12 protein-coding genes are annotated in these 12,637 nt (G+C 42.5%); 10 read left to right on the forward strand and 2 right to left on the reverse strand.

Translation table 11 applies throughout. The annotated features are described in order from the left end of the window. The first annotated feature begins 182 nt into the window (after positions 1–182). Both UYC_RS0128840 and UYC_RS0128845 read left to right on the forward strand, forming a co-directional pair. Entirely contained in the window at positions 183–1,559 is a 1,377-nt protein-coding gene (locus UYC_RS0128840) for a 16S rRNA (cytosine(967)-C(5))-methyltransferase (RefSeq protein WP_016879059.1), read from the forward strand. Positions 1,560–1,616: 57 nt separating this feature from the next. Then, positions 1,617–2,042, forward strand: a complete 426-nt coding sequence (locus tag UYC_RS0128845) for a tellurite resistance TerB family protein (RefSeq protein WP_016879760.1) — start codon at positions 1,617–1,619, stop codon at positions 2,040–2,042. 63 nt (positions 2,043–2,105) lie between these two features. Here the strand turns inward: UYC_RS0128845 and psb35 are convergent, their stop codons facing one another. Continuing rightward, positions 2,106–2,327 carry a photosystem II assembly protein Psb35 gene (gene psb35 / locus UYC_RS0128850; RefSeq protein ID WP_016879057.1) on the reverse strand — a complete coding sequence of 74 codons (222 nt, stop codon included), beginning with the start codon at positions 2,325–2,327 and terminating at the stop codon, positions 2,106–2,108. 237 nt (positions 2,328–2,564) lie between these two features. Beyond that, on the reverse strand, positions 2,565–4,964 hold the full coding sequence (locus UYC_RS0128855; protein ID WP_016879056.1) for a transglycosylase domain-containing protein: 2,400 nt from the start codon (positions 4,962–4,964) through the stop codon (positions 2,565–2,567). A gap of 279 nt (positions 4,965–5,243) precedes the next feature. On the opposite strand from UYC_RS0128855, the gene folK reads away from it, so the two are divergent. The 8 genes from folK to UYC_RS0128895 all read left to right on the forward strand — a co-directional run bounded on the left by folK (position 5,244) and on the right by UYC_RS0128895 (position 12,631). After that, entirely contained in the window at positions 5,244–5,726 is a 483-nt protein-coding gene (folK, locus tag UYC_RS0128860) for a 2-amino-4-hydroxy-6-hydroxymethyldihydropteridine diphosphokinase (protein ID WP_016879055.1), read from the forward strand. An 86-nt stretch (positions 5,727–5,812) separates the two neighbouring features. After that, the gene (locus tag UYC_RS0128865; RefSeq protein WP_016879054.1) at positions 5,813–6,361 is read left to right on the forward strand and encodes an NUDIX hydrolase; all 549 of its coding nucleotides are present in this window, start codon (positions 5,813–5,815) and stop codon (positions 6,359–6,361) included. An 857-nt stretch (positions 6,362–7,218) separates the two neighbouring features. Next, positions 7,219–7,500, forward strand: coding sequence for a 4a-hydroxytetrahydrobiopterin dehydratase (locus UYC_RS0128870; protein ID WP_016879053.1), 282 nt, complete (start codon positions 7,219–7,221; stop codon positions 7,498–7,500). Between the two features lie 433 nt (positions 7,501–7,933). Next, a complete protein-coding gene (locus tag UYC_RS0128875; RefSeq protein WP_016879052.1) occupies positions 7,934–9,658 on the forward strand; it encodes an iron uptake porin in 1,725 nt (574 codons plus the stop codon). 219 nt (positions 9,659–9,877) lie between these two features. Beyond that, the gene (locus UYC_RS0128880) at positions 9,878–10,318 is read left to right on the forward strand and encodes an RrF2 family transcriptional regulator (protein WP_016879051.1); all 441 of its coding nucleotides are present in this window, start codon (positions 9,878–9,880) and stop codon (positions 10,316–10,318) included. A gap of 67 nt (positions 10,319–10,385) precedes the next feature. Beyond that, complete coding sequence (gene cysK, locus UYC_RS0128885; protein WP_016879050.1) at positions 10,386–11,348, forward strand: cysteine synthase A; 963 nt, start codon at positions 10,386–10,388, stop codon at positions 11,346–11,348. 15 nt (positions 11,349–11,363) lie between these two features. After that, positions 11,364–12,065, forward strand: coding sequence for a J domain-containing protein (locus UYC_RS0128890; protein ID WP_016879049.1), 702 nt, complete (start codon positions 11,364–11,366; stop codon positions 12,063–12,065). Between the two features lie 92 nt (positions 12,066–12,157). After that, positions 12,158–12,631 carry an ester cyclase gene (locus UYC_RS0128895; RefSeq protein ID WP_016879048.1) on the forward strand — a complete coding sequence of 158 codons (474 nt, stop codon included), beginning with the start codon at positions 12,158–12,160 and terminating at the stop codon, positions 12,629–12,631. The last annotated feature ends 6 nt before the right edge of the window (positions 12,632–12,637 follow it).

The following is a 12,637-nucleotide window of genomic DNA, read 5'->3' on the forward strand; positions in this document are numbered from 1 at the left end:
AGCGTTGTAGCAACTGCCGAAAGGGTTTCCCACGCCCAGGGAACTTCGGAGCATTGCCCACCTTACAAAAATCACAATCAAACAACTGTTGCAAGATGTGAAGTGGGATATATAGATATTTGTCGAACTATTGCCCATGCATAAGTTTAAATATAGTTAAGCCTTTATTTTTAGTCTGATCGTTGCAACATCAAAAATTTAAAAGTCAAAATACATCTCCCCGGCAACTAGCTTTTTTTGCCTTGCGAGACGTTCACAAGGGGTCATATGCAGATGTGGCACTAGATCGAGTGCTGCAAAAAGCTAATTTATCCGCTCCGGATCGCCGTCTGATGACAGAATTAGTCTATGGTTGTACAAGAAGGCTGCGTACTCTTGATACTCTCATCGATCAACTTGGCAAAAAGAAATCTCACGAGCAACCAAAAGATCTCCGCACTATTCTTCATCTTGGCTTATATCAACTCCGTTATCAAGCACGAATACCAGCCAGCGCTGCTGTCAATACAACCGTGCAACTAGCGAAAGAAAATGGCTTTGCTGGACTTACTGGTTTTGTTAACGGTATGTTGCGAAATTATATCCGTTGTGCAGAAACATCAATTGACCCTCTACGACTTCCAGAAAATCCAATCGCACGCTTGGGTATTGTACATAGTTTTCCAGACTGGATTATTCAAGTTTGGATCGACCAATTTGGTGTTGCGGAAACGGAAAAACTGTGTATCTGGATGAACCAAACTCCAGCAATCGATTTACGAGTCAACCCACTTCGCACTTCAACACCAGAAGTGGAAACGGTGTTCCAAGCTGCTGGTTTTTCCTGCCAACGTTTTCCTGATTTACCACAAGCATTACGATTGCTTGATAACCCAGGCCCTATTCAAAATTTACCTGGTTTCTGCGAGGGTTGGTGGAGTGTACAAGATAGCAGCGCTCAATTAGTCAGCCATTTTCTTGACCCTCAACCAGGAGAGGTTATTATCGATGCCTGTGCTGCACCTGGAGGGAAAACTACTCATATTGCTGAGTTAATGCAGGATCTAGGAACTATTTGGGCGTGCGAGTATACTCCTTCTCGTCTGCGCAAACTCCAAGAAAATATCCAACGACTAAATCTCAATTCTATAAAAATTTGTATTGGCGATAGCCGCAATCTACCCCAGTTTATCAATTCTGCCGATCGCGTTTTGCTAGATGCACCTTGCTCTGGCTTAGGAACTTTGCACCGCCATGCCGATGCCCGTTGGCGACAAACACCAGAAACTGTCCAAGAATTATCAACACTTCAGAAAGAATTAATTTCACATACTTCAACTTTTGTCAAAAATGGAGGTGTATTAGTTTATGCCACCTGTACACTGCATCCAACAGAAAATGAAGCTGTAATTGAGTCATTTTTAGCTGAAAACGCGAATTGGCAAATTGAACCTCTTAGTATTAATTCACCATTTTTTGCGTATTCTACACCACAAGGTTGGCTAAAAGTACTACCTCATCAACATGGTATGGACGGCTTTTTTATGGCTCGCTTAAGAAAAACCAATCATTCAGGGTGAATACTGTTGGGAGTTGTAAGATTTCAGGGAGGGCAGAATCAACCAGAGGAGGCTGTGATGCCAGTTAACTCCAGTGATGTGAAAAACTTAGTAAAAATCCTGATTGGAGCAGCTTGGATAGATGGCAGAATCCAACCAGAAGAAAGACAATACCTACGCCAGATCGCTCAAGAAAAAGGTGTGTCTGGCGATCCGGATATCAAGCCATTACTATACGAATTGGTTCCCGTACAACCAACAGAGTGCTACGACTGGGTAAAAGAATATCTAGGCGATCGCCCCACCATTGAGGATTACCAAAACCTGATTCAAGCCATCAGTGGTTTGATTTACAGCGATGGTGAAGTGGCAACAGAAGAAGCTAGACTGCTGATGAAATTACAACAATTATCCAATTCAGACGAGTCAACCCAAGTCGGTTTCAATGTTTTACTCAAACAAATTCAAAAGCTTTACCGTCGTTGGGTTGAGATTCAAAACTAAGTGGATTGTCATTTGTCATTTGTCATTGCACAACTAAATGACTAATGACTAATGACTCATTTATTACTTTGGTTCTCCCACACCCGGAGTTTCTTCTTTGTCAACTTTGGGCACAAAGTCAGGGCGCTGTTTATCTTCCCAACCAACGGGGCGTTTAGAGTTGTACCAAGCAATTGAACCAATTGTTACCGCAGCAATAAAACCTGCCACATAAACTGCAGTAAAAGCCCAAGGAAAATGGGGTTCGTTTACCGCTTGTGCTGCTGCTTGCATTAATAAAGTCATGAGTATATTCTCCTGTTGTAGGCAACACTACTTATGTTAAGAACATATAAAAAGAGCGTACCACCTACATCCTCCACAAGTCATATGAGAAGGGAGTAAATTTGGAAAGGAGAAAGGGAATTAGTCATTAGTCAGTGGTCATTTGTCATTAATTATTCTCCTTGTCCCCGTGTCCCCGCGTCTTTGCGTCAAGTTTCTCCCCATCCCCTTGTCTCCTTGTCCTCTTCCCGTTCCCTCTTATTGTGATGAACTAGGTCTAAGTCTTTCCCGCCAAGAAGATTGGTTAGAGCTATACCTTGGTCGCGAAAAATCTGTTCTTAGCCGTCTGGAGCGACGCTGTGAATTATCTGACGAGGAAGACTCGCTGTTAGAAATTGCTGTTGATTCCGAATTGCGAAACCCGCGTCTAGTCCTACGAGTTGTAGAGGAATCATCATTTTCCTGCTGATAGTAACGTCGTCTGCGTCTTGGCCCTTGGTCTACTTGTTGCTCTTGCTGAGAATAGCGTCTTCTGGATCTTCTTCTGCGAGATCTTCCAGAAGATCCTTCATCTACAGTTGCTTCAGCAGAGGCAGCAGAACCTTTGACGATTTTTCTAGGCTTGACGGGTTGCACCTTAATAATACCTTTACGACCTTCTACTTGTGGTCGTTCGGGGAACTTTTCTATTGGCATTTCTTTTACGGCTTCTTCCATAAATTCATGCCAGGTATAGGCGGCACTACCACTGCTACCCCAAGTTTTTTTATTATCGTCGTTACCTAACCAAACACCTGTAACCAATTGAGGGATGTAGCCAATAAACCATAAGTCGCGGGCATCATCGGTAGTACCTGTCTTACCTGCAACAGGTCTATTACCTAATTGAGCAGCTGTACCTGTGCCTGCATTCACTACGTTGCGTAACATCCAAGTCATAATAGCAGCAGTTTCGGCATCAATAGCACGCTTGGGCTTGAAATCAGCTGACCATATTTCTTTACCCTGGCGGTTTAGAATGCGGGTAATACCATGCGGCTCTACGTGTAATCCTTGCGTTGCAAAGGAACCGTAAGCACTGGTTAATTCCAGCAGGTTCACTTCATTTGAGCCAAGAGCCAGTGAATAGTAGGGTTTAAGTTCCGATTTAATTCCCATATTATGGGCTAGTTTAATCGTTGGCTGAAATCCAACATCAAGCAACACTTTAACAGCAACAACATTGATTGATCTGGTTAGAGCATCTCTCATATTCATCCAGCCAGAGAATCTCTCACTGAAGTTCTTCGGTTCATAACCATCAATGACAACAGACTCATCTAGGTATTTGTTATATGGACTTTTCCCAGCAGCGATCGCAGTTGCATAAACAAATCCCTTAAATGTCGAACCTGGCTGTCGTTTTGCCTGAGTAACCCGATTAAACTGATTTTTATCAAAATCTCTTCCCCCAACCATTGCCTTAATTTCACCGCTGCGGGGATCGATGGCTACTAACGCTGCTTGCTTAAAATTCTCCCAACGTCCTTGATTGCGCAATGTTTTGGCTACTGCTTCTTCTGCGGCTTGTTGCCAGGTTGGGTTCAAGGTGGTTTCCACCGTTAAACCACCTGCATTCAAGATTTCCGCAGGAACATACTTGGGTAATTCTTTTTGGATGTAGCTAATAAAATAGGGCGCTTCTACTTGCCAGCGTTTGGGCGAACTGGGTTTGGTAGTTAATTGTTCGGCAACAGCTGCTTGTTTTTGTGCTGCGGTGATATATCCATCTTCATACATCCGCTGCAACACCAAATTCCGTCGCTGTTTGGCTGCTTCCAGATTCACCTGCGGAGAGAAGCGATTTGGTGCAGGAGGTAAACCGGCGATCGTTGCTATCTCGCTAAGAGTAAGTTCATTTACTGACTTACTAAAGTAAACTTGTGCCGCATCCGCAACACCGTAAGCTCCAGAACCTAAATATACTAAGTTTAGATAGCGCTCTAAAATATCGTCTTTGCTCAATTGCTCCTCTAGTTTCTGAGCCAGACGAGCTTCTTTGAGTTTGCGCAAGACGGTGCGCTCTTGTTTGAGAAAGAGAATTCGTGCTAGTTGCTGCGTGATTGTGCTACCGCCCTCCACCACGTTTTGCGATCGCACATTACTCAAAACGGCTCTAACAATTCCTTGTGCATCAACACCATTGTGAGTGTTAAATCTTCTATCTTCTGCGGCGATAAAAGCTTTTTGAATTTGATCTGGTATTTCCTCTAGTTTTAACTGTTCTCTCGTTGCTTCTCCCTGCTGTTGCAAAATAGTACCATCGGCTGCTTTGATAGTTAGTGTTTGCTCTCGAACAACAGCATTTAGCTCTGTTTTCTCTGGTAATGTGCGATCTATTGACCACACACCATAACTGATGGCAACTATGCCGCTACCAATACCCAAGCCAGCCCAAAACCAGTAACGACGATAAAGTGGTTTATGACCGCCGGGAAGCTTTGCAACTAACTGAACCAGTCTCTGCTTTGCTTTTTCCAGCTGTGTTGGTGGTTGATTCTGAGCATCTGTAGATTTCTCTTTTTCTTTACTATCGCCAAGCGGCGATTCGGCTTTTTCTGTCTCAGAATCACTCGACTTCGTCGTTCGTTCCTTAAACCAGGAGGTAAACTTCGCCACGTCAGTGCCTCGCTTCAAGCAGTTTTAAACTAACCACCATCTAAAAATTTTTCTGATTAGTACGCCACGTTCGTGTTAGTATAATATCTCATGAGTATCAACTAAAAGCGTTATCAAAAAAGGATTTTTAGATTTTTTAGGTAAAGTTATTTAAAAGCAATATATAAAAAATATATAAAAATTTAAACAAATTTTTCGGAGTCAAGAAGCTGTTGAAACTACCTGTAGAATTTACTGCTGAACTTAGAGCAATAAACCATAACATATGGAGAACTTTGTATGTATAGCGCTATTGCTCTCGGTAGTAACATGGGTGATTCTCAAGCCATATTAGAAGCAGCGATAGAAACCTTAGCTCAAACGCCAGGTATTATCTTAAAAGCAAAATCTCATTGGTACAAAACTAAAGCTGTCGGGCCACCACAGCCAGATTACTTAAATGGCTGTGCGATACTCCAAGTAAATATATTACCACAATTACTGTTAGAAATCTTGTTAGAGATTGAAAAAAAATTTGGGCGCGTCCGCAAAGAACGCTGGGGGCCACGCTTACTGGATTTGGATTTGTTGTTATATGATGACTTAATTTTGGATACCCCAGATCTCCAAATTCCCCATCCGAGAATGCATGAGCGAGCTTTTGTACTAGTACCGCTAGCAGAGGTAGCCCCGGATTGGATCGAACCAATTTCCGGACGCAAGATTAAACAGCTGGTGAAAGAGGTAGACTGTTCTGAAGTACATCTATTGATAGGCGTTTAAAATTACACCAAAAAACGCAGAACAGAACTGTTTCAACTATCAATATCAATGTTAATTTGTGTCTTTTTAGACAAGAAAACCAGACTATGCCATTAGGTAGAGAATTACCCCAACTGCTAAAACAACGCTTGTTTTATAGAGGGCGCAAGTTTAATTTTGAAGTTAATCGCTTGCGTTTACCTAATCAAGCCGAAGGAGACTGGGAGTGCATTCGTCACCCTGGAGGAGCTTTGGCGGTACCCTTGACGCCAGAGGGTAAACTTATACTCGTGCGACAGTATCGTTTTGCTGTTGGGGGACGGGTGTTAGAATTTCCTGCTGGAACCATAGAAGCAAATGAAGATCCTCTGCAAACCATTCAGCGTGAAATAGAGGAAGAAACTGGTTATCGCGCTCACGAGTGGAAGAAACTAGGAGAACTGATCCTCGCCCCTGGCTACTCTGACGAAATTATCTACGCCTATTTAGCGCAAGATTTAGAAAAACTCGACACACCTCCACAACAAGAAGAAGACGAAGATATCGAAACAGTTTTGTTTTCTCCCGAAGAACTGGAAAAAGCTATTGTGCAAGGAGAAGCGGTTGATGCCAAATCAATTTCCAGCTTTTTTCTGGCTCGTCCAATGTTAATGTGAAACAAAAATGAGGAAAGAGAGGGGGAGACAAGGGGAATCGTGATTTGCGCTCCTGTACCCTGTTCCCCATTTCCTAATTCCTAATCCCCTGTCCCTTTTGAAAAATAGTTTATAGATAGCTTGTTACACCTTATCAAGCAATGTGCTATAGTGAGGTGTAGAGTCAACAACTGAGAGTTTAAAGCTCTCCCTTTTTGAGACTAAGACCGCTTAGGCAACAAGGAGGTGATGCCCATGATAGATAGTAGTAAAAGCATGGGTCATCAGGTTGCGAATAGCCGGCTGTGTGCCGGAGCTGTTCTCTAAAAGTAAGCCTTAGTTTTCTTGAGAAACTAAGTTACTTAAGCAGCTAGGCTTGTTTGGAGTTCCTTCCGGCAGTTAGGTTGCAACCTGAAGACCCGCTAGACCGCTCTTACCTAGATCCTTAAATCTAAAGTAAGAGCGGATAGTTATTTATAAGGTTACTTTTGCTTGCTCAAGCTCTGTGAGCGAAAACCTGAACTAAAGTCAGACTAAGTAAAATTACAATAACAGTCTTTCCAGAATATCTTCACTTTGTCCCAATGCTGGGGAACTAGATGCGAAAGACTACGTCCAAAAAATCAGTTAACCTTCCATATTTATAGGTTGAAAAAACTAGAAAATCAGTATATTTCAATTACTTATAGATATTTATAGTTTTTATAGTTGTAAGAACGTAGTAAAGTCACGGAGTTAAGAAACACATCTCCGTAACATTCCTTAATTTCTCACTTTTCAAATCTGTTGCTTAATAGGAGAAAAAAGGTAACTAGCATAAATTGGGTTTGCTAACCTTATTTCAGCACAAAATAATAACAAATAGGAATTTGTGAATTATGGCACAGTTACTTAGTGAGGAAGAAATTCAACAACAGCTCAATAATCTTCCTGGCTGGACAAGGGAAGGGGCTAAGTTGCAGTGCAACCGCAAATTTAAAGATTTTGTACAAGCAATTGAGTTTGTAAATAAGCTGGTTGAACCTGCTGAGTCAGCGGGACATCATCCAGATATAGAAATTTCTTATAACAAAGTCAAAATCATCCTTACGACACATGATGCAGGCGGATTAACTAAGAAAGACTTTGATCTAGCAAAGGTAATTTCTCAGATTAGTTAATTCTTTAACCCTAATAACCTCAAAGCAATGTGTAGTAAGACAACTAGAAAGATAACTGACTAAAAGTGTGGGAAAAATTTATGAAGCGAGTAGGCTCTAATTACACTTTCTTACCTGAAATGGCTGGCTATTCCTGCTCAAAATTTTCTTTCCCCGTATTCAAGATGTGACAGTTTTATTTGCGAACGCTCATATCTTGCCATCTGCCTCAGATGTCTTATAATCATAAGCTATAAAGATATGTTTTTGCATAAGTTAATTACATAATTTTTTTACCCTAACTTAATCAATTGTTAGCTTGGCAAAAACTAAAATTGTCTTTAGTAGGGCAAATATGCCTCATCCACAGGTTTCAACAAGAAGTCGCTTTTTCAGTAATAGTTGCAGCAAATCAAAATTACTTATACGACAAGGTGTGAGGAGAACAGAAATGATGTCTAATCTCTTGTGGAAATCCTTGATGGCAAGTCCAGCAGTTTTAGGAGCAACTTTGTTGTTCTCTGCAACTGCGATCGCAGCACCAAATAGCACCACCCCTGAGACAGTTCAAACAGAACAAGCGCAGTTTACTGCTGTATCGGAAATTAGTAGCCAGCCAAAGGTTGTGGCTCAGGCAGCACCGGCACAATCAACCGAAGTTCTACAGCAAGTTAGTCAATACAGCAACTCAGAAAGACAAAATTCGATTTCTCAGGTAACTTCGGTTTCCCAGTTTTCTGACGTACAACCAACCGACTGGGCATTCCAAGCTCTGCAATCCTTGGTTGAACGTTACGGTTGTATCGCTGGTTATCCGAATGGTACCTACCGCGGTAACCGTGCTTTGACTCGTTATGAATTCGCAGCAGGTTTGAACGCTTGTTTGGATCGGGTGAATGAACTGATTGCCACAGCAACAGCTGATTTGGTAACAAAAGAAGATTTGGCTACCTTGCAGCGATTGCAAGAAGAATTTTCGGCAGAATTAGCTACTTTGCGCGGTCGTGTAGACGCATTAGAAGCACGCACTGCGGAATTGGAAGCCAATCAGTTTTCTACTACCACCAAACTCGTCGGTGAAGCAATTTTTGCCCTTACCGATGCCTTTGGCGATCAAGCTGGCGACGATAACAATACTGTCTTCCAGAACAGGGTACGTTTAGACTTGCAAACCAGCTTCACAGGTAGAGACGTGTTGCACACCCGTCTTGCCTCTGGTAATGCAGAGAGGTTAAACGTTGGAGATCCCACTGGTGCAGAGGCTTTCCAAACATTTAATATTGGTAATACTGGTAATAACAACGTCGAAGTTGATTGGTTGGCGTACTACTTCCCGCTTGGTGATGCTGCACGAGTATATGTTGCAGCTACTGGCGGTATTTGGAGTGATGTCGCTGCTACTGTTAACCCTTACTTTGAGGACTTCGACGGTGGTAACGGCGCTCTGTCTACCTTTGCTTCTGAAAACCCCATCTTCCGTGTTGGTGGCGGTGCTGGTGCGGCGGTAAACTTTGGTTTTGGCAATCAGCGCAGTTTCCTTCTACCATCTTCAGTCACAATCGGTTACTTGGGTTCTGAACCAAACGATCCTGGCATCGGTTCAGGTATCTTCAACGGTAACTATGCTGCTTTAGGACAGTTAAACTTTAATCTTGGCGATCGCTTGGCATTAGCTGCAACCTACGTTCATGGCTATCATGGTGCAGGTGGTGTTCTATTCGATCAAGGTAGTGTAACTAGCCCAGTAGTAGGTACTTCTCAAGCCAATACATTGAGTGCTCTTAATGCATCTTCGAGTAATTCCTACGGTATATCGGCTGCCTTCAGACCAAGTGATCGGCTCTCTATCAGCGGCTTTGTTTCCTACCATGATGTTACTGGCTTTGGTTCCGATGACGACTATGAAGCTTGGAGTTACGGAGCTGGTGTAGCTTTACCTGACTTAGGCAAGAAAGGCAACGTTTTGGGTATTTTCGGTGGTGCACAACCATATGCCTTAAACAAAGTAGCAGGTGTTAATGATAGCGATATTCCTTGGCACATCGAAGGTTTTTATAAGTATCGTGTCAACGACAATATCTCTATCACTCCTGGTGTAATTTACTTGCTCAATCCTGGTCAAAGCAGTGACAATGACGATGCGATCGTCGGTACGCTTAGAACTACTTTCACCTTCTAGAGCAAAATTTATTTGCACATAAATTTGATTATTTAAAGCTCCCCATCATAGCGGGGAGCTTTTTTATGTTTTTGGCACAAAAAATAACAAACCCCAGTGGAGAACCGGAGTATACTGAAAATAAGTGTGAAGTATGAAGTATGAAGTATGAATTAATAAAATATTTCATCCTTGAGCCTTCATCCTTGATTCTTGATCCTTCATCCTTTAGCGCTGACTGTGGAACTATCGTGTAAATCAGAATACGCAATTCTTGCTTTATTAGAATTGGCAATTCATTATCAAAGCGGAGAACCGCTGCAAATTCGCCAGATAGCGGCGCAGCAAAATATCCCCGATCGCTATTTGGAACAACTGCTAGCCACTTTAAGACGTGGAGGTTTAGTGAAGAGCCTGCGCGGTTCAAAGGGTGGTTATCTATTGTCACGAGAACCTTGGAAAATAACTATTTTTGAGGTTTTAGGATGTGTTGAAGGCTTAGATAAGGTGCAAACCTATGAGGAAGACGCCAAGCCCAAAACCGTAGACGGTGATGTTGTAGAAGAAATCTGGCAAGAAGCACGTCAAGCAGCCAACTCCGTTTTACAAAAATATACACTTGCCGATTTGTGTGAAAAAAGAGATTCACGACGGCAGTTGGATATCATGTATTACATTTAATCAAGTCAAGAGTCCATAGTTCAGGATTTTTTGACTAAGACCAATGACCATTTATCAGGATAAAAGAATGCGAATTGCTCGTGACATTACAGAACTTGTTGGTCGTACACCTTTAGTACAATTGAACCGCATTCCGCAAGCGGAAGGTTGTGTAGCCCAAATAGTGGTAAAACTAGAAAGCATGAACCCTGCATCATCAGTAAAAGACCGCATCGGAGCTAGTATGATTAATGCTGCTGAGGAGGAAGGGTTAATTGCTCCTGGTAAGACTGTGTTGGTAGAGCCTACTTCTGGAAACACTGGCATTGCCTTGGCAATGGTAGCGGCGGCGAAGGGTTATCACCTCATCCTCACGATGCCAGAGACAATGAGCGCCGAGCGAAGGGCGATGTTACGAGCTTATGGTGCAGAATTAGAACTGACACCAGGAATTGAAGGTATGAGTGGTGCAATTCGGCGTGCTCAAGAGATAGTTGAGACAACACCACACGCTTATATGTTGCAACAATTTCGTAACCCTGCCAATCCGCAAATTCACAGAGAAACAACAGCCGAGGAAATTTGGGAAGATACTGATGGCAAAGTAGATATAATTGTGGCGGGTGTGGGTACAGGCGGTACTATTACTGGTGTGGCAGAGGTAATTAAAGCACGCAAACCCAGTTTTAAGGCGATCGCAGTCGAACCAACCAACAGCCCAGTTTTATCGGGAGGAAAACCAGGGCCTCATAAGATCCAGGGTATTGGTGCTGGATTTATCCCCCAAGTACTGAAGGTAGGATTAATTGATGAAGTGATTGCTGTCACCGATGAAGAAGCGATCGCCTACAGTAGACGTTTAGCAAGAGAAGAAGGACTGTTATCTGGTATTTCCAGTGGTGCGGCATTATGTGCAGCAATTCGTGTTGCCCAACGCCAAGAAAATGAAGGGCGCTTGATTGTAATTATTCAGCCTAGTTTCGGAGAAAGATATTTAAGTACACCATTATTCCAAGACCTAGAACCAAGGGTAGCAGCTAACATTAGCTAACGATACATTGGAATAATGTTAGACAAAAATCACTACGAAACTCTTAAAGTCAGTCCTGATGCCAGCCAAGCGGAAATCAAACAAGCTTACCGCCGCTTGGTTAAGCAATATCATCCTGATATCAATCAAGAAACGGCAGATCGCGAGCATATTATCCGTATCAATGCGGCGTATGAAGTCTTAGGTGATACTAAAAATCGCCAAACTTACGATCGCCAGTTGCACCACCAGCGTTTGCAAACAACCAACACAAACAGGCAACAGCGTAGCGCAACGGCTGGGCAAAAATATCAAGCAACGCGATATACAGGAAGGGATATTGACGAACAAATTGAAGAATGGCTGCATCTGGTGTATCAACCAGTTAATCGTTTGTTGCGTGAAATTCTCAATTCTCTGGCAATACAAATTGAAAAATTAGCGGCCGATCCATTTGATGATGTACTGTTAGAGCAATTTCAGGAATACTTGAATACTTGCCGAGATGGCTTCAAGCAAGCACAAACGACTTTTCGTTCTCTGCCGAATCCCCCTAGCCTAGCAAGAGCAGCGGCTCACCTTTACTATTGCCTGAATCAAATTGGTGATGGGCTAGATGAATTGGAATATTTTCCCCTCAACTACGATGAAAGTTATTTACACGCAGGGCAAGAAATGTTCCGTATTGCCAAGGGATTATACTGGGAGGCGCAGGAATCTTTGGGCGCATACGCTTAGAAATCCGCTTTTTTAAGAAACAGAGTTTAATAGAATAAAACTGACACGAAATTGCCCACCTTCTGAAACAGTAATGTACGGAGACACGGTGCATGACGAATATACAAGCTGAAAATTTGCTACTTCCAAATCTAAATTCTCTTGGGGATTTGACAGACTTGGAACGTGAGAATGTACAGTTGGCAACAGAATTTTTACAGGGCTGGGTAAATCGAGATATAGAAAAGATTATTTCAGTTATGGCACATGATGGTGTTATTTATGACTTAGTTTTTCCCGAACCAGTTAAAGGGCATGAGGCAATCCGTAATTTTGCCCAGGAGTTATTATCTGTTGTCAGTAATATCGGTTATCGGGTAGAAGAATTGTTAGTTAGGGGCGATCGCGTTGCCCACCACGGCATCTTTTCCGGAACCTTTATTGGTGACTTTATGGGAATGCCGACAACAGGTAAAAGTTTTTCTGTACCATACTCTGAGTTCGTCACTATCGACAGTGGCAAAATAACATATCTGTGGGATCAAACAGATGGCTTGCAGTTAGTGCAGCAAGTAGGTGGGATGTAATTAATT

Origin of the sequence: Chlorogloeopsis fritschii PCC 6912 (assembly GCF_000317285.1) — a bacterium.
Taxonomy (GTDB): domain Bacteria; phylum Cyanobacteriota; class Cyanobacteriia; order Cyanobacteriales; family Nostocaceae; genus Chlorogloeopsis; species Chlorogloeopsis fritschii.